20 protein-coding genes are annotated in these 21,030 nt (G+C 65.1%); 13 read left to right on the top strand and 7 right to left on the bottom strand.

The window, feature by feature from the left end:
• Positions 1–296 precede the first annotated feature (296 nt).
• The 5 genes from era to ACFQU1_RS17210 all read right to left on the bottom strand — a co-directional run bounded on the left by era (position 297) and on the right by ACFQU1_RS17210 (position 4,051).
• Positions 297–1,250 (bottom strand): GTPase Era, encoded by a 954-nt coding sequence (gene era / locus ACFQU1_RS17230; RefSeq protein WP_378134839.1) that lies wholly within the window; start codon positions 1,248–1,250, stop codon positions 297–299.
• Complete coding sequence (gene rnc / locus ACFQU1_RS17225) at positions 1,240–1,941, bottom strand: ribonuclease III (RefSeq protein WP_378134837.1); 702 nt, start codon at positions 1,939–1,941, stop codon at positions 1,240–1,242. Before rnc ends, era begins: the two co-directional genes overlap by 11 nt.
• Complete coding sequence (gene lepB / locus ACFQU1_RS17220; protein ID WP_378134834.1) at positions 1,938–2,708, bottom strand: signal peptidase I; 771 nt, start codon at positions 2,706–2,708, stop codon at positions 1,938–1,940. Before lepB ends, rnc begins: the two co-directional genes overlap by 4 nt.
• A 138-nt stretch (positions 2,709–2,846) precedes the next feature.
• Positions 2,847–3,269 carry a holo-ACP synthase gene (acpS, locus tag ACFQU1_RS17215; protein WP_378134832.1) on the bottom strand — a complete coding sequence of 141 codons (423 nt, stop codon included), beginning with the start codon at positions 3,267–3,269 and terminating at the stop codon, positions 2,847–2,849.
• On the bottom strand, positions 3,266–4,051 hold the full coding sequence (locus ACFQU1_RS17210; RefSeq protein ID WP_378134830.1) for a pyridoxine 5'-phosphate synthase: 786 nt from the start codon (positions 4,049–4,051) through the stop codon (positions 3,266–3,268). Before ACFQU1_RS17210 ends, acpS begins: the two co-directional genes overlap by 4 nt.
• Positions 4,052–4,362: 311 nt before the next feature.
• On the opposite strand from ACFQU1_RS17210, the gene rpsF reads away from it, so the two are divergent.
• The 11 genes from rpsF (at position 4,363) to ACFQU1_RS17155 (ending at position 15,662) form a co-directional block, all read left to right on the top strand.
• Complete coding sequence (gene rpsF, locus ACFQU1_RS17205) at positions 4,363–4,830, top strand: 30S ribosomal protein S6 (protein ID WP_378134828.1); 468 nt, start codon at positions 4,363–4,365, stop codon at positions 4,828–4,830.
• Between the two features lie 3 nt (positions 4,831–4,833).
• Positions 4,834–5,091 (top strand): 30S ribosomal protein S18, encoded by a 258-nt coding sequence (gene rpsR, locus ACFQU1_RS17200; RefSeq protein WP_378134826.1) that lies wholly within the window; start codon positions 4,834–4,836, stop codon positions 5,089–5,091.
• Positions 5,092–5,223: 132 nt separating this feature from the next.
• Complete coding sequence (locus ACFQU1_RS17195) at positions 5,224–6,183, top strand: DUF2232 domain-containing protein (protein WP_378134824.1); 960 nt, start codon at positions 5,224–5,226, stop codon at positions 6,181–6,183.
• A gap of 54 nt (positions 6,184–6,237) precedes the next feature.
• On the top strand, positions 6,238–6,807 hold the full coding sequence (gene rplI / locus ACFQU1_RS17190) for a 50S ribosomal protein L9 (protein WP_378134822.1): 570 nt from the start codon (positions 6,238–6,240) through the stop codon (positions 6,805–6,807).
• Between the two features lie 140 nt (positions 6,808–6,947).
• Positions 6,948–8,201: a class I SAM-dependent methyltransferase gene (locus ACFQU1_RS17185; RefSeq protein ID WP_378134820.1), complete on the top strand. Its 1,254-nt coding sequence runs from the start codon at positions 6,948–6,950 to the stop codon at positions 8,199–8,201.
• A 330-nt stretch (positions 8,202–8,531) separates the two neighbouring features.
• Entirely contained in the window at positions 8,532–10,022 is a 1,491-nt protein-coding gene (locus ACFQU1_RS17180) for a replicative DNA helicase (RefSeq protein ID WP_378134817.1), read from the top strand.
• 37 nt (positions 10,023–10,059) lie between these two features.
• Entirely contained in the window at positions 10,060–11,229 is a 1,170-nt protein-coding gene (gene alr / locus ACFQU1_RS17175; RefSeq protein WP_378134815.1) for an alanine racemase, read from the top strand.
• Positions 11,229–12,647, top strand: a complete 1,419-nt coding sequence (gene radA / locus ACFQU1_RS17170; RefSeq protein ID WP_378134813.1) for a DNA repair protein RadA — start codon at positions 11,229–11,231, stop codon at positions 12,645–12,647. Before alr ends, radA begins: the two co-directional genes overlap by 1 nt.
• An 86-nt stretch (positions 12,648–12,733) precedes the next feature.
• Complete coding sequence (locus ACFQU1_RS17165) at positions 12,734–13,393, top strand: CvpA family protein (RefSeq protein WP_378134811.1); 660 nt, start codon at positions 12,734–12,736, stop codon at positions 13,391–13,393.
• 40 nt (positions 13,394–13,433) lie between these two features.
• Positions 13,434–14,900, top strand: a complete 1,467-nt coding sequence (gene purF / locus ACFQU1_RS17160; RefSeq protein WP_378134809.1) for an amidophosphoribosyltransferase — start codon at positions 13,434–13,436, stop codon at positions 14,898–14,900.
• 21 nt (positions 14,901–14,921) lie between these two features.
• On the top strand, positions 14,922–15,662 hold the full coding sequence (locus ACFQU1_RS17155) for an SDR family NAD(P)-dependent oxidoreductase (RefSeq protein WP_378134807.1): 741 nt from the start codon (positions 14,922–14,924) through the stop codon (positions 15,660–15,662).
• Positions 15,663–15,695: 33 nt separating this feature from the next.
• Here the strand turns inward: ACFQU1_RS17155 and der are convergent, their stop codons facing one another.
• Both der and ACFQU1_RS17145 read right to left on the bottom strand, forming a co-directional pair.
• Entirely contained in the window at positions 15,696–17,072 is a 1,377-nt protein-coding gene (gene der / locus ACFQU1_RS17150; RefSeq protein ID WP_378134805.1) for a ribosome biogenesis GTPase Der, read from the bottom strand.
• Positions 17,073–17,107: 35 nt separating this feature from the next.
• Positions 17,108–17,767, bottom strand: a complete 660-nt coding sequence (locus ACFQU1_RS17145) for a tetratricopeptide repeat protein (RefSeq protein WP_378134803.1) — start codon at positions 17,765–17,767, stop codon at positions 17,108–17,110.
• A gap of 428 nt (positions 17,768–18,195) precedes the next feature.
• Here ACFQU1_RS17145 and ACFQU1_RS17140 point away from each other — a divergent pair, with 428 nt between their 5' ends.
• Entirely contained in the window at positions 18,196–19,797 is a 1,602-nt protein-coding gene (locus tag ACFQU1_RS17140; RefSeq protein WP_378134801.1) for a class I SAM-dependent methyltransferase, read from the top strand.
• Positions 19,798–19,865: 68 nt separating this feature from the next.
• Positions 19,866–20,828, top strand: a complete 963-nt coding sequence (locus tag ACFQU1_RS17135; RefSeq protein WP_378134799.1) for a LysR substrate-binding domain-containing protein — start codon at positions 19,866–19,868, stop codon at positions 20,826–20,828.
• Positions 20,829–21,030: the final 202 nt, after the last annotated feature.

Below are 21,030 nucleotides of genomic sequence, written 5' to 3'. Positions count from 1 at the left end.
TAGGCCTCACGACTGATTTTCCCCCACCCCCCACTTCTCCCCACAAGGGGGAGGGGCGCAGCTGGCGCCGTGTCGTGTCTGAAGTCAGCCGCGCCGGAGAGGTTAGCCGAAAGCGGAGCCCCAGGCCGACCCTCCCCTCGATGGGGAGCGTCGGTGAGCGGAGCGAACCGGGGTGGGGTGGCGCATGCTCGTCGCAACATCCGACCATCGGGCGGCGCCAGCCCTCTTTATCCTCTTCCACGATGGCAAGCGGCACGGCGGGGCGTGTCGGGCCGGACAGGACGCGCTAAACGCCCCTAGCCCCTCGGGAATTCTAGGCCCATTTCACGGTAGCGCTCGGGATCGTCGCCCCAGTTCTCGCGCACCTTGACGAAGAGGAAGAGATGCACCTTCGTCTCGGCCGCCTCGGCGATGTCGACGCGCGCTGCCGAGCCGATCGCCTTGATCGTCTGGCCGCCCTTGCCGAGCACGATCTTGCGCTGGCTTTCCCGCTCCACGAAAATCGTCTGCTCGATGCGGACCGAGCCGTCCTTCTGCGCGAGCCACTGGTCGGTCTCCACCGTGGCGGCATAAGGCAGTTCGTCGTGCAGGCGCTCGAACAGCTTCTCGCGCGTGATCTCGGCGGCGAGCATTCGAAGCGGCGCATCCGAGATCTGGTCTTCCGGATAGAGCCACGGGCCGGGCGGCATACGCGCCGCGAGCTTGGTGCGCAAAGCCGCGACCCCATCGCCGGTCAGCGCCGAGATCATGAAGGTCTCGTCGAAATCGGCCTTGCCGTTGATCTCGGCCGCGAGCGCCAGCAGCGAGGTCCTCGGCACGAGGTCGATCTTGTTGAGGATGAGGGCCTTGGGCTGCTTGATACCCGGCAGATGCTCGACGATGGCCGCGCTTTCGTCGTCGAGCCCCTTGCGCGCATCGACGAGGAGAGCGATCACGTCGGCGTCCCCCGCCCCGCCCCAGGCTGAAGCCACCATCGCGCGGTCGAGCCTGCGCTTCGGCTTGAAGATGCCTGGCGTATCGACGAAAATGATCTGAGCGGCGCCTTCGAGCGTAATGCCGCGCACCAGGGCGCGCGTCGTCTGCACCTTGCGCGAGACGATCGATACCTTCGCCCCGACGAGCTGGTTCAACAGCGTCGACTTGCCCGCATTGGGCGAGCCGATCAGGGCGACGAAGCCGCAATGCGGCGCAGCAGGCCCGCCATCTGTCGGCGCACCGTCTTGTTCTGGTCTGTGCTCGTCAGCTGCCATCAGCCGTCCAGATATTCTCGCGCACTAAAAACTCCTTGGCTGCCTCTTGTTCCGCAACCCGTTTCGAGGTGCCGCTTCCTTCGGCCGCGGTCATTCCTTCGACCGTGACCGCGATGCGGAAATGCGGTGCATGGTCGGGCCCAGAACGCGTCGCGACGTCATAACGTGGCGGCGGCAGCCCGCGGCCCTGCGCCCATTCCTGCAACGCCGTCTTGGCGTCGCGCAATGGGCGCCGCGGCGCATGCACATGGTCGGCGAAGACGCGCTGCACGATATCCTGCGCGGCGGCATAGCCGCCATCGATGAAGACGGCGCCGACCACGGCCTCGCAGACATCGGCGAGGATCGCGGCATTGCGGCGGGCGCCCGCCGCAATCTCCCCCTCGCCGAGGCGCACATGATCGCCGACACCCCAGGCGGCCGCAACCTCCGCACAGCTCTCCCGGCGCACAAGCTCCGCCAGACGGCGTGACAATTCCCCTTCCGCAGCTTTGGGAAAGGTGCGGTAGAGCATGTCGGAGACGGCAAGGCCGAGCACCCGGTCACCCAGAAACTCGAGCCGCTGATAGGTCAGCGCCTTGTCGGCGGGCACGGCGCTGATATGGGTCAGGGCCCTGATGAGCAAATCCCGGTCGCGAAAGCGATAGCCGATGCGGTTCTCGATCTCGGCGAGCGCGGACTGGCTGCTCATTTCACGCGCGTGAACAGCCGGTCCCATCTCACGGTCCACGGCCACTCCCAAACTTTCCAACCCTGCGCGCCCTCGACGATTGAGAAGAAGATGATCTCGGCGCGCCCCACGAAATTGTCGAAGGGCACATAGCCCACGACATTCTCGTCGCGCGAATCCGTCGAATTGTCGCGGTTGTCGCCCATCATGAAGAAATGGCCCGGCGGCACCTTGTAGACATAGGTGTTGTCCCAATAGCCGCTGTCGTTCTCACTCTCGATGATGACATGCTTGACGCCGTTGGGCAGCGTCTCGAGATAGCGCGGCACCGCGACCTCGCGGCCCCAAAGGTCCCGCGAGGTGTAATCGGGCAGCCGTTCGCGCTGGACCAGGGTGCCGTTGATATAAAGGCGCCCGTCCATCATTTGGATGGTATCGCCCGGCAGGCCGATCACGCGCTTGATGTAGTCGGTCGAATTGTCCTTCGGCAGCTTGAAGACGGCGACATCGCCACGCTGCGGCTCAGAGGCCAGGACACGGCCGGAAAAAGGCGCCAGCCCGAAGGGAAAGGAGTAGCGGGAATAGCCGTAGCTATATTTTGAAACGAAGAGATAATCGCCGATCAGCAAGGTCGGAATCAGCGAGCCTGACGGAATACTGAAGGGCTGGAAGAGGAAGGTCCGAACAACGAGCGCGATCAGGAGCGCCTGGACGACAACCTTGACAGTATCGAGAATCCCGCCATCGGTCTTCTTGTTTTCCGCTTGCTTCACTGAAGCGCGTTCCATCTCTTTGGCCTTTTTTGCCGACCAGTGTCGGCCCCGGAGTGGTCTATCCTACTGGGCGTCTCCCCGCAACGAGGCGCATCGACGCTGCGCCGCGGCGGCTTACGACGTCGCAAGACCGCGATCATCGCCCCAAATTCTTTAGACGGTGCGAATGCCGCTTTCGCCGAGCGGGCGCGCTTCGATCACCACGAAGGCCTGCGCGAGCGGCGGATCGTCGGTCAAGGAGATATGGACGACCGCCTCATGGTTCGGCGGCAGGAGGGCGGCAAGACGGCGCGCCGCGCCTCCGGTCAGGCGCATGGTCGGCTTGCCGCCGGGCAGGTTGACGACCTCCATGTCACGCCAGAAAACGCCTTTCGACATGCCCGTGCCGAGCGCTTTGGCGCAGGCCTCCTTCGCCGCGAAACGCTTGGCGTAGGAGGCCGCTCGCGCGGCACGCCTGTCGCCGCGCGCACGCTCACCGGGCGTGAAGATGCGCTGCGTGAACCGCTCGCCGAAGCGCTCGAGCGAGCGGGCAATGCGATCAATGTCGCAGAGGTCGGAACCGATGCCGATAATCATGGTATCGGCTGCGCAGCGGTCATCGTCCTGCCCTCGTCCATGGCCAGGCGCATGGTCCGTACCGCCTCGCCGAGGCCGACGAAGATCGCATCGCTGATGAGTGCGTGGCCGATATTGAGCTCGAGGATCTCGGCAATGGCCGCGATCGGCCCCACGGAATGCACGGTCAGGCCGTGCCCGGCATGAATCTCCAGCCCGAGCGCGGCGCCGTGCCGGGCCGCCGCGAGGAGGCGCTGGCGTTCGGCGGCGATGCGGTCGCTATCGCCGTCGATGACGGCATGGGCATAGGTGCCGGTGTGCAGTTCGACCACGGGGGCACCGAGCTCCGCCGCCGCATCCATCACTGCGCGCTCGGGTTCCACGAAGAGCGAGACGCGGATGCCCGCGGCCTTCAATTCGCCGATGACCGGCCGCAGATGTTCGCGGCCGAGAATAATGTCGAGGCCACCCTCGGTGGTGCGCTCCTCACGCTTCTCCGGGACGAGGCAGGCCGCATGCGGCTTCGTCCGCACCGCGATGCTCACCATCTCGGGCGTCGCAGCCATCTCGAGATTGAGCGGAAGCCCCACCTCGGCGCGCAATCGCGCGATGTCCTCGTCGCGGATATGCCGGCGATCCTCACGCAAATGCGCGGTAATGCCGTCGGCACCGGCCTCGGCTGCCAGCTTGGCGGCGGCGACGGGACACGGATAGGACCCGCCGCGCGCATTGCGCAGCGTTGCCACGTGATCGATATTGACGCCGAGCCGCAAACGGCGGCTAGGCGAAGCTGTAGGGGACATCGTTCGGCGGATTCCCTTGCGTTCTCAAGGCCTCGGTGCGGCCACTCTTATCGCAGGCGGCCGGCGACCACCAAGGGGAAAGCACGCACCGCGGCGGCTTTGTGCGTGCGAGCCTTGCATTTCATCAGCCGATGCGCTACCGAGCCGCTTCGCGTTCGCCTGGCCGGGGGCTGAACGGACGGCATGACAGCATGCAGGGGTCCATCACCCCATCGTCCCGTGTCTCCGCCTTCGAACATTCCGCTCGGGCCTTGGCAGGCTCGAAGGGCTTGGCGCCGGCGGCAACGCGAGGATGAAGAGAAAGGCCGTTTATGCCGTTTTACGAGCATGTTTTCCTGGCGCGCCAGGATGTCACGTCCCAGCAGGTCGAAGCCCTCGTCGAACAGTACAAGGGTGTCATCGAGGCCAATGGCGGCTCGGTGCAGAAGACCGAGATGTGGGGCATCAAGTCGCTCGCCTTCCGGATCAAGAAGAACCGCAAGGCGCATTTCACGCTCCTGAACATCGACGCGCCGCCGGCCGCCGTCGCCGAGATGGAGCGCCAGATGCGCATCAGCGAAGACGTCATCCGCTTCCTGACGCTGCGCGTCGAAGCGCTCGAAGAAGGTCAGTCGGTCATGCTGCAGAAGCGCGATCGTGACGACCGCCGCGACCGCGACGGACGTTTTGATCGCGACGGACGCTTCGACCGCGGTGACCGCGGCGACCGTGATCGCGGGCCTCCCCGGCGCGACCGGGTGACGGCCGACGGCGACGATGTTCCCTCCGAGGAGGTCTGATCCATGACCACAACAACAACAGCAGCAGCAGCCGCTCCCCGCCGCCCCTTCTTCCGTCGGCGCAAGACCTGCCCGTTCTCGGGCGCCAATGCGCCGAAGATCGACTACAAGGACACGCGGCTTCTGTCGCGGTACATCTCCGAGCGCGGCAAGATCGTGCCTTCGCGCATCACGGCCGTCTCGGCCAAGAAGCAGCGCGAGCTGGCGCAGGCCATCAAGCGGGCCCGCTTCCTCGGCCTTCTGCCCTACGTGATCAAATAGCCTGACGACCGGGTGGGGCCTGGTGCCCCACCGATCTTGAACGAACTGAACGTCGCCCGATCGTGGATCGGGACAGTTGGGGAGGACGGTGATCCTCCTCTAACCCTGCCGAACGCAGCGGGACAGCGGACGATGGCGAGCCTCATTTTCATTGGCATAGGTGCCGGCCTCGTGTCGGCGCTCCTTTTTGCGGTTGTCATCTCCGGCTCACCGCTCGCCCTCCTTTTGTCCTATGTCGCCCCCTTTCCGATCTTCGTCGCGGCGCTCGGATGGAACCATCGCGCCGGGCTTCTCGCCGCCTTCGTCGGCGCGGCCAGCCTTGCGTTCATCTTCACGCCGTCAGCCGGCATCGCCTTTGCGGTCGGCATCGCCCTGCCGGCCTGGTGGCTCGGCTATCTCGCACTTCTCGCCCGTTCCACGCCCGCCGGACCGGAATGGTATCCGACCGGGCGCCTGTTGGCCTGGCTCGCGGTCATAGCGGCGGCGGTGACGCTTGCCGGCGCGCTCGGCATCGGCCTGTCGCACAGCGCCTATGAAACGGCGATGCGCAATGCCGTGCAGAGCTTCATCCGGGCGGAAATGGAACTGCCGGATGGCGAGCCCCTGAGCTTGCCCGGCAATATTGGCAGCAATGACCTCGTCAGCGCGATCATCGCCGCCGTGCCGCCGCTGGCCGCCGCCTCCTTCGTGCTGATGCTCGTGCTCAACCTCTGGCTCGCCGCCAAGACCGTGGCGATTTCCGAGAGATTGCCGCGCCCTTGGCCGGTGATCGCCGACACGACGATGCCGCGCACCACGCTCATCGCCTTCTTCGTCGCCCTCGTGGCAGCTGCCGTCGCCGGCGGCTTCGTCGGCCTCTTCGCGATGGCGCTGACTGGTGCCTTCGCCTGCGCCTTTGCCCTGCAGGGATTGGCGGCACTGCACGCCCTGACGCGCGGGCGGCCGGGGCGCCCCGCCCTGCTCGGCCTCGCCTATATGCTCCTCATCATCTTTCTGATGTGGATCCTGCCCGTCCTGGCGATCTTCGGGATCGCCGACATCCTCTTCGGGTTGCGCAAGCGTTGGCCCAACTCCGCCGGCCGTCTTCCCTGAGGCAGCTCACCCCTTTCGGACAACACTCAACTCAGACCACCAAAGGAGATCGCTATGGAAGTCATTCTGCTCGAACGTGTGGCCAAGCTCGGCCAGATGGGCGAGACCGTGCGCGTGCGCGACGGCTACGCTCGTAACTATCTGCTGCCGCGCGGCAAGGCCCTGCGCGCCACCAAGGAAAACAACACCCGCTTCGAATCGCAGCGTGCGCAGCTCGAGGCGCGCAATCTCGAGCTCAAGGCCGAGGCCGAGGGTGTTGCGTCGAAGCTCGACGGACAGAGTTTCAGCATCATCCGCCAGGCGGGTGAGACGGGTGTGCTCTACGGCTCGGTGTCGCCGCGCGACATCGCCGAGGCGCTGACGGCCGACGGCTTTAGCGTCAACCGCCAGCAGATCGCGCTGAACGCCCCGATCAAGACGCTCGGCCTGCACAAGGTGCCGGTGAGCTTGCATCCCGAGGTGGACGTGACCGTCACGGTCAATGTCGCCCGCAGCCCGGAAGAAGCCGAGCGGCAGTCCCGCGGCGAGAGCGTCACGACTCGCGAAGAGACCAATCTCGACGATCTCGGCCTTGAAGTCGGCGCGGCATTGGCCGAGGCGGCAGGCGACGACGAAGACGCCTGAGACGGGCGTTTTTTGGCATGCGTTGCGGTAAGGGGTGCCAGTCCGCTGGCACCCGTTGCACTTTTTTGCGTTGCTCCGTAGCTTGGGCGTAATATGTCGGCGTTCGCGCCAGCGGCGCCTTGGCATCACGGGGCGGCGGAATGGAAGTGTTTCTAAGATTAGTGCTGGGCCGGCTCATCCGGCAGGGCTCACTCACCGTGAAGGTGGGACATGGGCAGCCGACGGTCTTCGGCGATGGAACGGGTGAACCGATCCACGTCCTCTTGACGGACAATCGCAGTGCTGCCCGTCTCCTCCTCGACCCTGATACGGCGGTCGGCGAGCTCTATATGGAAGGCCGCCTCGTCATGGAACGGGGCGACATTGCCGATCTCATCGCGCTCGGCATGCAAAATTTTCGTCTTCACGGCGAGACCCTGCCCGTGCGCGTCATGCGCGGCTGGCGCAGGGTATGGCGCTGGGTGGCGCAGTGGAACGTCGCCTCGCGCGCGCAGCGCAACGTGGCTCACCACTACGACCTCGACGGCCGCCTCTATGCGCTCTTCCTCGATTCCGACCGGCAATATTCCTGCGCCTATTTCGAGGAGGCGGGATACACGCTGGACGACGCCCAGCTCGCCAAGAAGCGCCATGTCGCGGCCAAGCTGCTGGTGGAGCCGGGCCAGCGCGTCCTCGACATCGGCTCGGGCTGGGGCGGCCTCGGGCTTTATCTGGCCGAGCGCTGCGGCGCCAAGGTCACCGGTGTCACGCTCTCCCAGGAGCAGCTCTCGGTGGCGCGCAACCGCGCCGAGGAGCGCAATCTCACCGGGCAGGCCGAGTTCCACCTGAAGGATTACCGCGCGATCCAAGAGACCTTCGACCGGATCGTTTCGGTCGGCATGTTCGAGCATGTCGGCGTGCCGTATTACAAAACCTTCTTCAATACGGTCGCGCGCATCCTCAAGGACGACGGCGTCATGGTCCTCCATTCGATCGGGCGGATGGATGGGCCGGGCAGCACGAATTCCTGGATCGCGAAATACATTTTCCCCGGCGGCTATATCCCGGCGCTGTCCGAGGTTCTTCCGCATATCGAGCGGGCCGGCCTGGTCATCACCGACGTCGAGATCCTGCGCCTGCACTATGCCGAGACGCTGAAGGCCTGGCGGCAGCGGTTCCATGCCCACCGGGAGGAGGTGCTCGCCTTGTACGACGAGCGCTTCATCCGCATGTGGGACTTCTATCTCGCCGCCTCCGAAATGTCCTTCCGCCACGATGGCATGATGGTCTTCCAGATCCAGCTCGCGAAGCAGCAGACGGCCGTGCCGCTGACGCGCGACTATATCGCGCGCCGCGAAAACGCGCTTCGGGCGCGGGAAGGCAAGCCGCGCGACCTCAGACTCGCGGGCGAATAATCGCCTGCATCGAGAGATCTGGGTTTCGCCACAATCAACGTGACGGGCCGGCCCGTCACCCGCATGAGCCGCCGCTCCGCCCAATCGGGGCTGAGAGGTGGCTTGCGAGCGCGCCAGCGCCGAATCGGCAGCCTGAAACCTCTGCTTTTCCTCCCGCCCTTGCGGTCCGGCGTGCCGAGGGCGCCACGCCACTGCGGCGGACGTGCCACACTCGGCGGGAAAGCCATCGCTCGTGTGAATCGCGTGCGTAGGCGGGACGGGGCCCGCGATCAGATGGGCGAGGCGATTGTCCATGCTACAGTAAGCCCTTGATTCTCACGGTTGGGCAGCATGGCGACGATCAATTCCCTTGTGACGCGGCTCGAAGCGGCGAGCGAAGCCCAGTTCCGGCTTGCGCCTCACAATATCGATGCCGAACAGGCGCTGCTCGGCGCGATTCTCGTCAATAACGATGCCTATTTCCGCGTCTCTGATTTCCTTGAAGCGGAGCATTTCCAGGAGGAGGTCCACCGGCGCATTTTCGAGGTGGCGACGAGCCTCATCAAGGCGGGCAAGGTCGCGACGCCGATCACCCTGAAGACCTTCCTCGGCGACCAGGATCTCGGCGGCCTGACGATTCCGCAATATCTGGCGCGCCTCGCGGCCGAGGCGACCACGGTCATCAATGCCGAGGACTATGGCCGCACGATCCACGACCTCGCCGTCCGCCGCCGCCTCATCGAGATCGGTGAGGACATGGTCAACGAGGCCTATGACGCGGCCGTCGACGTGTCGCCGCGCGAGCAGATCGAGGACGCCGAGCGCAAGCTCTATGAACTCGCCGAAACCGGCCGCTACGACGGCGGTTTCCAGACCTTCTCGACCGCGCTGACAGCGGCCGTCGACATCGCCGCCGCAGCCTACAAGCGTGAGGGTAAACTCTCTGGTCTCGCCACCGGTCTCATCGAACTCGATCGCCAGATGGGCGGATTGCAGACATCGGACCTGATCATCCTCGCCGGCCGCCCCGGCATGGGCAAGACGGCGCTCGCCACCAACATCGCCTTCAACATCGCCAAGGCCTACCGCGGCGAGAAGCACCCGGACGGTACCATCAAGACCGTCAATGGCGGGATTGTCGGCTTCTTCTCGCTCGAAATGTCGGCCGAGCAGCTCGCCACCCGCATCATCGCCGAGCAGTCGGGCATTCCCTCCTACAAGATCCGCCGCGGCGACATCCGCGAGGACGAGTTCTATAAGCTCACGGATGCCGCCCGCGAGATGCAGACGATGCCCTTCCACATCGATCAGACTGGCGGCATATCAATCGCCCAGCTTGCCGCCCGTGCCCGGCGGTTGAAACGCCAGCGCGGGCTCGATCTACTCGTGGTCGACTATCTGCAGCTGCTCTCGGGATCGTCGAAAAGGAGCGACAACCGCGTGCAGGAGATCACGGAGATCACGACAGGCCTGAAGGCGCTCGCCAAAGAACTGGCGGTGCCGATCCTCGCCTTGTCGCAGCTCTCGCGTCAGGTGGAGGCACGCGACGACAAGCGCCCGCAGCTCTCGGATCTGCGCGAATCGGGCTCGATCGAGCAGGACGCCGACGTCGTCATGTTCGTTTACCGCGAGGAATATTACCTTAAGAACAAAGAGCCGAAGATGGGCACCGAGGAGCATTTCAAATGGCAGGCCGATATGGACCAGGCGCATGGGCGGGCCGAGGTCATCATCGGCAAGCAGCGCCATGGCCCAACCGGCGCGGTACAGCTGTCGTTCCAGGCCGATGTGACGCGTTTCGGCAATCTCGCACAGGAAGACCATCTGCCCGAACGAACCTGATGGCGTCTCGCCATTCACCAACGGATATCGGCACATCTTGAGCCAAGACAGTTCCTATCGAGACCCATCCTATACCCACCCCTCGTCCATCGATCCGGTGGACGCCGGCGGGCTTCTGACCATCGACCTCGCGGCGCTCGTCAGCAATTGGCGGCACCTGGCCGCGGAAGCGGCAGGCGCGGAATGTTCAGCCGTGATCAAGGCCGATGCCTATGGGATCGGTCTCGAGCCGGTCGCCAAAGCCCTTGCCGCGGCCGGCTGCCGGACCTTTTTCGTCGCCCATCTCTGCGAAGCGGCGTGCTTCCGGCAGGCGGATCAGGCCTCCACGCTCTATGTGCTGAACGGGCTCCTGCCTGGAACGGCGGCCCGTTTCGCCGAGCTCGACGTGCGGCCCGTCCTCGGCTCGCGTGAGGAAATCGAGGAATGGGGGGCGTTCTGCCGCACGCTCGGCCGGCCCCTCCCGGCGGCGCTGCATATCGACACCGGCATGAACCGGCTCGGCCTGCGCCCGGAGGCGGCTGCCAAGATCCGCGGCGAGACCGATCTTCTCGATGCCTTTTCCCTCACGCTCGTGATGAGCCATCTGGTCTCGGCCGAGAACCCCGGCCTTGCGGTCAATGCGCGGCAGATCAAGGCTTTCGAGAGCGTGCGGCCACTGTTTGCGCAGGTACCCGCCTCGCTCTGCAACTCGTCCGGCATTTTCCTGCCGGCCAAGCCCCATTTCGATCTGGTGCGCCCCGGCTACGCGCTCTATGGCGGCAATCCGCGCCCGGGCCGCGACAATCCGATGGCGCCGGTCGTGCGGCTCGAGGCAAAGGTCATCCAGCTGCGCACCGTCCCGGACGCGGAGACGGTTGGCTATAGCGGCCACTGGACATCCGAGGGGCGGCGGCGCATCGCCACCATCTGCCTCGGCTATGGCGATGGCTATCTGCGTAGTGCCAGCGGCACAAACCTGAGGCCCGGCGGTGAGGCGGTCGTCGCCGGGGTGCGGTGCCCGATCGCCGGCCGCATCTCCATGGATCTGGTGACGCTCGACGTCTCCGCCGTTCCGGAAGGGGCGATCAAGCGCGGTGATCTCGTCACCTTCATCGGCGACGGCATCACCGTGGACGACGTGGGCGGGCGCGCCGGCACCATCGGCTACGAATTCCTCACAAGCCTCGGGCGTCGCTATGCCCGACGCTACAAGGGCGAGAGCGCCTAGTGGCCCGTGGCACTCCCCAATTCATCTGCCAGAGCTGCGGCGCCGTCTATAACCGCTGGCAAGGCAAATGCGACGCCTGCGGCGCCTGGAACACGTTGGCCCAGGAGGCTTCCGCCCCGCCGGTGCCGGTTCCCGGTGCAAGCCGCGCCGGCGCGCGCAGCAAGGGCCGCGTCTTTCCGCTCGAAGGGCTGCAGGGCGCGAGCCTGGATGCACCCCGTGTAGCGTCCGGCATCGGCGAGCTCGATCGGGTCACCGGCGGCGGATTCGTGCCGGGCTCCGTGATCCTGATCGGCGGCGATCCCGGCATCGGCAAGTCCACCTTGCTCACCCAGGCGAGCGCCGTCATGGCCCGTGCCGGCCACCGGGTCGCCTATATCTCGGGCGAAGAGGCCGTGGCGCAGGTCCGCCTCAGGGCCGAACGCCTTGGTTTGAGCGATGCGGCGGTCGAACTCGCGGCCGAAACCAATGTCGAGGATATCGTCGCGACCCTGTCGCACGGGCCGACGCCGCGCCTGGCGATCATCGATTCGATCCAGACCATGTGGACGGGAAGCGTCGAGGCGGCCCCCGGTACGGTCACGCAGGTGCGCGGCAGCGCCCAGGCGCTCATTCGCTTTGCGAAGACGACCGGGACGACCGTCATTCTCGTCGGCCATGTCACCAAGGACGGGCAGATCGCCGGTCCCCGCGTCGTCGAGCACATGGTCGATGCCGTCGTCTCCTTCGAGGGTGACAGCGGCTACCATTTCCGCATCCTGCGCGCCGTGAAGAACCGTTTCGGCCCGACCGACGAGATCGGCGTCTTCGAGATGACCGGCCGCGGGCTCGCGGAAGTCGCTAATCCCTCCGCCCTCTTTCTGGCGGGACGCGATCTCTCGGCCGCCGGCACGGCCGTCTTTGCCGGCATGGAAGGTACGCGCCCGCTCCTCGTGGAGATCCAGGCGCTGGTTGCGCCGACGAGTCTCGGCACGCCTCGCCGGGCGGTCGTCGGCTGGGACCCGAGCCGGCTGTCGATGGTGCTCGCCGTGCTCGAAGCCCATGGCGGGCTGAAGCTCGGGCAGCACGACGTCTATCTCAATGTCGCGGGCGGCCTGAGGATCACCGAGCCTGCCGCCGATCTCGCGGCCGCGGCGGCTCTCGTCTCGTCGCTCGCCGGTCTGCCGCTGCCGGCGGATTGCGTCTATTTCGGCGAGATCGGCCTCTCCGGCGCGATCAGGCCGGTTGCCCAGACGCCGGCGCGCCTCAAAGAAGCCGCCAAGCTCGGCTTTAATCGCACAGTTGCGCCACCCGCCGTCCGCAACCAGGACGAGACGGCGCCGCTCGTGGTGACCACGACCGGGCATATTGCGGACCTCGTGGCGCGCATCGCGGCGCAACCACGTGTGGAGGGCAACCGTCCGGGGCTCGCCAGGAGGTGACGTGCTATGGACCGCAAGCTATACCACGGTCATAAAAGTGGCCGCAGGCGCTCACCTGTTTCGATTCGCGGTTTTCAGGGTCTGTCATGCCCGTTGCGCTTCTTGATCTGATCGTTCTAGGCGTCGTGCTGTTGTCGGCGCTGCTGGCTGCGGTTCGTGGCTTTACGCGCGAGGTTCTCGCGATCGTCTCGTGGATTGCGGCGGCGGTCGCTGCGCTGTTGCTGCACCCGCACCTGCTGCCTTACGTGAAGACGCATATCGCCAATCCGACGATTGCGCTGGTGGTCACCATCGCCGCCATCTTCCTGGTGACGCTGATCATAGTGTCCTTCATCACCGTGCAATTGTCCGATTTCGTCCTCGACTCGCGCATCGGCGCGGTCGACAGGTCGCTCGGCTTCCTCTTCGGTGCGGCACGCGGCTTTCTCATCTGCGTCGTCGGCTTCATCTTCTTCAATTGGCTCGTGAAAACGGACATGCAGCCCGACTGGGTTCTGCAGGCGCGAACGCGCCCACTTCTGCAATCGACGGGCGATAGTCTCATCGCGATGTTGCCGGATGACCCCGAAAGCACCATCTTGCAGAAGTTCAGGCAGCCGAGCGGCGATGGCGGCACGGATGCACCGGCCGATTCCGACACCGCGCCGCAGACACCGCCGCCAGCTGACGCGGCGCCTGCGCCGCAGCGTCGCACCCAGGCGCCTGCCGGAACGGATGCTGAAGGTGCTACAGGTTCGGCGCAGTGAACCGCTGCGGTGAAAACTGGTCACCGCGGGAGACGACGGGATGCATGTGAACCGCGATATCGACGATTTCGATGCCGAAGGCGACACCCTGCATGAGGAATGCGGGGTGTTCGGCATTTATGGCCATCCCGATGCAGCCGCGATCACGGCGCTCGGCATGCATGCCTTGCAGCACCGCGGCCAGGAAGCGGCCGGCATCGTCTCCTTCGACGGCACGCGCTTCCAGTCGGAACGGCACCTTGGCCTCGTCGGCGACAATTTCTCCGATCCGGCGACGATCGAGCGCCTCAAGGGCCACAGCGCCATCGGCCATACCCGCTATTCGACGACAGGCGCGACGATCCTGCGCAATGTTCAGCCGCTCTTCGCCGAGCTGGAAGGCGGTGGCTTCGCGGTCGCGCATAACGGCAATCTTACCAATGGCCTGACGCTGCGGCGCCGGCTGGTGGCGGAAGGCGCCATCTGCCAGTCGACATCCGACACGGAGGCGATCCTCCACCTTGTCGCCCGCTCGCGGCGCAACCGGTTTCTCGACCGCTTCATCGACGCGCTCCGACAGATCGAAGGCGGCTACGCGCTCGTCAGCCTGACCAACGACAAGCTCATCGGTGCGCGCGACCCGCTCGGCATCCGCCCGCTGGTGCTCGGCGAGCTCGACGGCCAGTACATGCTGGCGTCCGAGACCTGCGCGCTCGACATCATCGGCGCCCGCTTCGTCCGCGACGTGGAGAATGGCGAGGTGGTCGTCATCTCGGACGAGGGCATCGAGAGCCATAAGCCTTTCCCGGCGATGCCGGCGCGGCCCTGCATCTTCGAATATGTCTATTTCTCGCGGCCGGATTCGGTCGTGAACGGCCGTCCCGTCTATGCGGTGCGCAAGGCGATCGGCGCGACACTCGCGAGCGAGGCGCCCGTCGATGCCGATATCGTCGTGCCGGTGCCGGATTCCGGCGTTCCGGCAGCGCTCGGCTTTGCGCAGGCCGCGGGGCTGCCCTATGAGCTCGGCATCATCCGCAATCACTATGTGGGCCGCACCTTCATCGAGCCGACCCAGGCGATCCGGGCGCTCGGTGTTCGCCTCAAGCATTCCGCCAACCGCGCGGTGGTCGAGGGCAAGCGCATCGTGCTGATCGACGACTCCATCGTCCGCGGCACGACATCGGTGAAGATCGTGCAGATGATGCGCGACGCCGGCGCGAAGGAAGTGCATTTCCGCATTGCCTCCCCGCCGATCATGTATCCCGACTATTACGGCATCGACATGCCGGACCGCGACAAGCTGCTCGCGGCACGCATGAGCCTCGAAGAGATGCGCGAGTTTACCGGCGTCGACAGCCTGGCTTTCGTTTCGGTCGACGGTCTCTATCGCGCGCTCGGCGAGAGCGGGCGCAACCCGCACCAGCCGCAATTCACCGATCACTATTTCACCGGCGACTATCCGACGACGCTGACCGACCTCACCGGCGAGCCCGCGGCCCAGCTGTCGCTGCTCGCCGAGGCGAGCTGACCGTTCGGAAAGCCATCGTCCATGTCTCGTCCGCTCGAAAAACGCATCGCCGTCGTCACCGGCGCCTCACGCGGCATCGGCCGGGCGGCGGCGATCGCCTTCGCCCAGGCCGGCGCCCATGTGGTGGCGCTCGCCCGCACCGTCGGTGCGCTGGAGGAGCTCGACGACGAGATCCGTGCCAGCGGCGGCACGGCGACGCTCGTTCCGGTGGACCTCAAGGACTATGACGCGCTCGACCGGCTCGGCGCCTCGCTCTACGAGCGCTGGGGCAAGCTCGACATCCTCCTCGCCAATGCCGGCGTGCTCGGCACGCTCTCGCCGCTCGGGCATGTCGAGCCGAAGGTGTTCGACGAGGTGATGGCCATCAATGTTACCGCCAACTGGCGTCTGATCCGCTCGCTCGACCCGCTGCTGCGCGCCTCCGACGCCGGTCGCGCGATCTTCATCTCTTCCGGGGCGGCGCACAGCTGCCGCGCCTTTTGGGGCCCCTATGCCGCGTCCAAGGCAGCGGTCGAGGCACTCGCCCGCAGCTATGCCGCCGAGACGGAAAAGACCTCGCTGCGCGTCATGATGGTCAACCCGGGCCCGCTCCGCACCGCCATGCGCCGCAAGGCCATGCCCGGCGAGGATCCGCTGACGCTCAAGACGCCCGAGGATCTCGCGCCGCACCTCCTGGCTCTTGCCGCCCCCGATTGGACCGAAACCGGCAAGATCTACGACTTTCCGCAGGACCGGGTGCTGACGCCGCAGATGCCGGCCTGAGAAGAGGCCGAACCGCCATTCCAATCAGCGCTATCAGCGGCGCTTGTAGATGCGGCCGGTGGGTTTGCCGTGTTCGGCATAAGGGTTGTCGCCCTGGCGGAACGACAGCCGGATCGGCGTGCCCGGCAGTGAGAAGGCCTCGCGCAAGCCGTTCACCAGATAGCGAGAATAGGCCGTCGGCAGGGCCGCGAGCTGATTACCGAAGACCGCGAAATGCGGCGGCCGGCTTTTCACCTGCGTCATATAGCGGATCTTGATGCGCCGCCCCGAGACGGCCGGCGGCGGATGATTGGCAGTGGCCTCCCCCAGCCAACGGTTGAGCTGGGCTGTCGAGATGCGGCGGTTCCAGACCTCATGGGCCGCAATGACGGCCTCCATGAGCCGATCGATGCCCTGCCCCGCGAGGCCCGACAGTGGCACGACGCCGACGCCCCGCACCTGGGCGAGCATCTGGTCGGCCTCTTCCCTGAGCGTCTTGAGGAGCCCGGGCTGGTCTGCCACCAGATCCCATTTGTTGAGGCCGATGACGACGGCGCGCCCTTCCCGCTCGACGAGATCGACGATGGTGAGGTCCTGCTTTTCGAAAGGGATCGTCGCATCGAGCAGCACGACGACGACCTCGGCAAAGCGCACGGCGCGCAGGCCGTCGGCCACCGAGAGCTTCTCGAGCTTGTCCTCGATCCGCGCCCGCTTGCGCAGGCCCGCCGTGTCGAACAGCTTGATGGGCCGCCCGCGCCATTCCCAGTCGAGCGAAATGGAATCGCGGGTGATGCCGGCCTCGGGCCCGGTCAGGAGGCGCTCTTCGCCCACCATGCGGTTGATGAGGGTGGACTTGCCGGCATTCGGCCGTCCGACGATGGCGATGCGGATCGAGCGCGCCGCCTCGTCTTCCTCATCCGCCTCGTCCTCCTCGGGCATGGCCAAATGGGCGGCCAAGGCATCGAAGAGATCGCTGATGCCCTCTCCGTGTTCGGCCGAGAAGGGCACGGGATCGCCCAGCCCCAAGGTGAAGGCTTCGTAGGATGCCTCGGTCCCGGACCGCCCTTCCGCCTTGTTGGCGAGGAGCACGACGGGCTTGCCCGATTTGCGTACGAGATCGGCGAACTGACGGTCGGCGGGCGTGATGCCGCTACGCACGTCGACGACGAAGAGGACGAGATCGGCCCCGGCAACCGCGGCCTCCGTCTGGGCGCGCATCCGTCCGGTGAGACTTTCCGCGTCGGCCTCTTCCAGGCCCGCCGTGTCGACTACATTGAAGCTGAGCGGCCCGAGCCGGGCCTCGCCCTCACGGCGGTCGCGTGTCACCCCCGGCCGATCGTCGACGAGCGCGAGCTTCCTGCCGACGAGCCGGTTGAAGAGAGTCGACTTGCCCACATTCGGGCGACCGACGATGGCGACGGTGGCAACCATGAAATTTGTGCCGATACGTGTTTTCTGCAGCCGGGTTACTGGACCGTGACGGGGCCGCCGCGCACCAGGGCGAGGTAGAGATCGACGCGCTGACGCAGGCCCGAGGGCACCTCCGTATCGGAGGCGATCTCGTCGAACCAGCGCCCGGCGGCTTCATAGTCATTGGCCTTCAAGGCCGCGAGGCCCAGCATCTCGCGCGCCGTATGGCGCCAGGGTTTGCCAGGCGCTGCAAGCGGCGTGAGCTTCTGTTCGAGATCCTGCCGGTTGGCGGTATCGATCCGCAGGATCGCCGCCCGCAGCGTCGCGAGGTCCCGCAGCGAGGATGACAGGCTCGTGTCGTTGGCGAGCGCGTCATAGGCCTCGGCTCCGGCCGCTGCGTCACGTTTGCCGACTTCCCCCGCGAGGCGAAAGCGCGCGAGATCGCGATAGCCGACCGGTGCCGTCGCCGCGAGGTCCTTGAGGATGGCTTCGGCTTCGCTCTCTTTTCCGTCGCGGGCAAGATCGAGCGCCTGTTCAAAGCGGCCGCCGGCGGCCTGGGCGGATTGCGACTGCTGATACGTCCAATAGCGCCAGCCGGCCACGGCAATGACGAAGATCACCGCAAGGATGATCAGTGCCGGCCCGAAGCGGCTGAACAGTTTGGCATATTTGTCACGCCTCAGATCGTCTTCGATCTCGCGGAAGATATCGGTCATGAGTAAGCGGCCGTCCCAAATTCTCTCCGGGCCTTGCTGCCTGCGAGGTCCCAATCGTCGCCTAGCACAGTCGCAGGGGCATGTCCCGGAAAAGTCGAACACAATTCGTCACCAGGACCTCGCATTATCGAGAGCCTGCTGGCCGCAGCCTTCAACCGGGTGGGGTTGCAACCTCGGTTGCATAGCATGGAAAGGCGACCTTGAGGCGTGTAGCGCACGATCTCCGTCCTGCTTATCGACCGGCGCGCGATTGCATGTTGCAGTCGCCGCAAGGCGCGTCATGGCGGGGGGCGGCCCGACATAATTTAGTTGATGATTCGTAAATGGTTACCGCACCTGCAATCATCTCTGCACGCGATGCCACCCACGAACTGCGCTGATGAGTGGAAAAATCAGGGTGGAACGCTTGCCACTTTCAGTGATTTCTGATGATTTACACTCATTGGTTGAAATCGATTGTCTCACGTAACTTTTTTGTAGGGAGCACCAGTCGAATGCATTGGTCCCGAGGCTATGTAGCCGATGTCGGCTACACCGCCCATTTCTACCGAGAAATGGCGCCCTCTCATCTGGCATTTTCTGCTTTGATTACTGGACGATCCCCTGGCCGCGCACTCAAGCCGAAGCGTTTTCTCGAACTCGGCTGCGGTCAGGGATTTGGCATTGCTTTGCTCGCCGCAGCCAATCCTCACGTGGACTTCGAGGGCTACGACTTCAACCCGGAACATGTGGCGCATGCCAACCGCATCATCCGGAACGCGGAACTCACCAATATCGAAGTCATCGAGAGTAGCTTCGAGGAAGAAGCTGCTCGCGGCGGCCCCTGCGACGTTGATGTTCTCGGCTTCCACGGCGTTCTGAGCTGGGTTTCACCGGAATCGCGCGAGGCCATCGTATCGATCGCCAGGCAACGCCTGCAATCGGATGGCCTACTCTATGTCTCCTATAATTGCCAGCCAGGCTGGGCGCCGCTAGCCCCCATACGCCATTTTATGCGGGAGGTTCATCGCCGTAATCCCGGCCGCTCGGACGTGCAGCTTACGGTGGCCCTCGATCTTCTCAGTACGCTGCGTAACGGCGGTGCGGGCTATTTCAGCGCAAATTCCGGAGCCGGCGCCCATCTCGAGCACATGCTCAAGCACGACAAAAACTATCTGGCACACGAGTATTTTGGAGCGGATTGGTATATCCCGCCCTTCTCGGAAGTGGCGGATATGCTGGATCAAGCCAAGCTCAGTTATGTCGGCTCGGCGACGATTACCGAGAACCTCGACCAATATGCCGTGCCGGAGGGACTTCGCGAGACGATTGCGGGGATACAAGACCCCACCATGCGCGAGACCATGCGCGATTACGCTTCCAACAAGCGCTTCCGCCGGGACATCTTCGCGCGCGGCCGCACCCCCCTCACACACGCCGAGCATCGCGCGCTCTTCGCGCAACTGCAGTTCGTCGCAGTGCGACCACGCGAGGATTTCAGCTTCAAGTTCGGCGGTCCCTTGGGCACCGAGTTGAGCGGGGTCGAGGATTACTACCGTCCCCTCGCCGATCTTCTCGCCGAGCGGCCGGCGACGATCGAAATGATGCGCACCCTCCCACCCTTCCAGAAAGAAAGTCTGGGGACGCTCCTGGACTGCCTGGGATTGCTTCTCCAATCCCAGCAGATTGCCACCATCCTGCCGGGGCCACCCGTCGATGCCGCCCCTGCCCAGCGTTTCAATCAATGGATCACGGAGCGGCTGAAGATCGGGCGCGTTTACAACTCGCTCGCCGCGCCGGTGCTCGGCAGCGGGCTTGGCGTGAACGACTTCGATCTCCTGACGCTCAGCGCCATTTTTGATGGGCGCGGGGAGGACCCGGTTCGGGTCGCCGAACATGCTCTCGGCATTTTCAAGGGCCTCGACCGCCGGCCGACCGAAGACGGTCAGCCGATCAATGACGATGAGAAAGCAATCAATTTCCTCGTAAAAGAATTGCAACCCATTCTCGAAAAGAAGCTTCCGCTCTGGCGTCGCCTAGGTGTCGTGTGAGCGCATCAAATCACGTCATTTTTTGATCTTCTTTCTTCAGACAGTTTTTCCAGAGGAAGACATTAGCCATGATGATCACATTGCGACATCTCCGTTATTTCGAAGCCCTCTCCCGCCACCGTCATTTCGGTCGTGCCGCCGAGGAATGCTCGGTTACGCAGCCTGCTCTCTCGATGCAAATGCGAGAACTCGAAACACTCCTCGCCACGCCGCTGATCGAGCGCCGCCGAGGCGATGTTCAGCTCACGGAAGTCGGTCACGAGGTCGCCCGCCGGGCCCGCGACATCCTGGCGACCGTCTTCGACCTGACGGAGTTCACGCGGCGCAGCAGCGGTCCCTTGGCCGGCCCCTTCGTCCTTGGCGCCGCCCCGTCGATCGCGCCCTATCTCCTGCCCGGCGCCCTGCCCCGGATCCGGCAGGAGTTTCCGGCCCTCGAACTCGTGGTCCGGGAGACGCTGACCGCATCGCTCATCAGCGAACTGGTCGCCGGCCGCATCGATGCCGTCCTCGTTTCGCTGCCGCTGGAGCATCCGGACGTCGAGACCCTCCCGCTGTTCGAAGACCATCTCCTCTATGCGGCTCCGGCCCAGGGCCACACTCCGGTGCCAGCCCATATGTTGACGCCGAACCTGGTTGCCGCCGACAGGCTGCTGCTGTTGGAAGAGGGCCACTGCCTGCGTGAACAGCTCTTGAGCGTCTGCAGCATGCCGCAGGCACTGTTGCGCAATCAGAACGGCGCCAGCAGCTTGAGCACGCTCGTCCAGCTCGTCGCGAATGGTTACGGCGTGACGCTCCTGCCCGAACTGGCGACCGTCGAGATCGGTGATGAGTCCCGGATTGCCCTGTCCCGCTTCCGCGATCCCGCTCCGCGCCGCACGATTGGTTTGGCCTGGCGGCGCAGCTCTCCGCGCACGCAGGACTTCCATGCACTCGGCGAGATTATTGCCGATGTCGGCCAGCGGCTGATCGAGCGTTGCCGCAGGCGCCTTCCCCTGGTCGAAGACATGGTCGAAGCGCGCATCGCATCTTGATCTCGCACGAGGCTGCGGCATTCCGGACGTGGGATGCCGCAGCCGTCTTTCCACATCTGCCATACCACGGACCAGAACCCGCCGCCGGGCACCAGCCCGCTGCGGCTTTTGTCATGTCGACGGCCTAGAAAGCTGCGGACAGCCTGCGCCGCCGGGCGAAGGCGAGTGCCCAGTGGAGTCCGACAGGACGGCGATCCGCAAG

Source organism: Chelatococcus sp. GCM10030263, from assembly GCF_042666455.1.
GTDB lineage: Bacteria > Pseudomonadota > Alphaproteobacteria > Rhizobiales > Beijerinckiaceae > Chelatococcus.
The sequence above is the reverse complement of the archived record's forward strand: the minus strand, read 5'-3'. Positions and strand labels throughout refer to the sequence as shown.

What these genes read in the sequence shown, in the direction of transcription:
- era (WP_378134839.1), bottom strand. Translation starts at nt 1,250, where the DNA reads ATGGCAGCTGACGAGCACAGACCAGAACAAGACGGTGCGCCGACAGAT.
- rnc (WP_378134837.1), bottom strand. Translation starts at nt 1,941, where the DNA reads ATGAGCAGCCAGTCCGCGCTCGCCGAGATCGAGAACCGCATCGGCTAT.
- lepB (WP_378134834.1), bottom strand. Translation starts at nt 2,708, where the DNA reads ATGGAACGCGCTTCAGTGAAGCAAGCGGAAAACAAGAAGACCGATGGC.
- acpS (WP_378134832.1), bottom strand. Translation starts at nt 3,269, where the DNA reads ATGATTATCGGCATCGGTTCCGACCTCTGCGACATTGATCGCATTGCC.
- ACFQU1_RS17210 (WP_378134830.1), bottom strand. Translation starts at nt 4,051, where the DNA reads ATGTCCCCTACAGCTTCGCCTAGCCGCCGTTTGCGGCTCGGCGTCAAT.
- rpsF (WP_378134828.1), top strand. Translation starts at nt 4,363, where the DNA reads ATGCCGTTTTACGAGCATGTTTTCCTGGCGCGCCAGGATGTCACGTCC.
- rpsR (WP_378134826.1), top strand. Translation starts at nt 4,834, where the DNA reads ATGACCACAACAACAACAGCAGCAGCAGCCGCTCCCCGCCGCCCCTTC.
- ACFQU1_RS17195 (WP_378134824.1), top strand. Translation starts at nt 5,224, where the DNA reads ATGGCGAGCCTCATTTTCATTGGCATAGGTGCCGGCCTCGTGTCGGCG.
- rplI (WP_378134822.1), top strand. Translation starts at nt 6,238, where the DNA reads ATGGAAGTCATTCTGCTCGAACGTGTGGCCAAGCTCGGCCAGATGGGC.
- ACFQU1_RS17185 (WP_378134820.1), top strand. Translation starts at nt 6,948, where the DNA reads ATGGAAGTGTTTCTAAGATTAGTGCTGGGCCGGCTCATCCGGCAGGGC.
- ACFQU1_RS17180 (WP_378134817.1), top strand. Translation starts at nt 8,532, where the DNA reads ATGGCGACGATCAATTCCCTTGTGACGCGGCTCGAAGCGGCGAGCGAA.
- ACFQU1_RS17165 (WP_378134811.1), top strand. Translation starts at nt 12,734, where the DNA reads ATGCCCGTTGCGCTTCTTGATCTGATCGTTCTAGGCGTCGTGCTGTTG.
- purF (WP_378134809.1), top strand. Translation starts at nt 13,434, where the DNA reads ATGCATGTGAACCGCGATATCGACGATTTCGATGCCGAAGGCGACACC.
- ACFQU1_RS17155 (WP_378134807.1), top strand. Translation starts at nt 14,922, where the DNA reads ATGTCTCGTCCGCTCGAAAAACGCATCGCCGTCGTCACCGGCGCCTCA.
- der (WP_378134805.1), bottom strand. Translation starts at nt 17,072, where the DNA reads ATGGTTGCCACCGTCGCCATCGTCGGTCGCCCGAATGTGGGCAAGTCG.
- ACFQU1_RS17145 (WP_378134803.1), bottom strand. Translation starts at nt 17,767, where the DNA reads ATGACCGATATCTTCCGCGAGATCGAAGACGATCTGAGGCGTGACAAA.
- ACFQU1_RS17140 (WP_378134801.1), top strand. Translation starts at nt 18,196, where the DNA reads ATGATTTACACTCATTGGTTGAAATCGATTGTCTCACGTAACTTTTTT.
- ACFQU1_RS17135 (WP_378134799.1), top strand. Translation starts at nt 19,866, where the DNA reads ATGATGATCACATTGCGACATCTCCGTTATTTCGAAGCCCTCTCCCGC.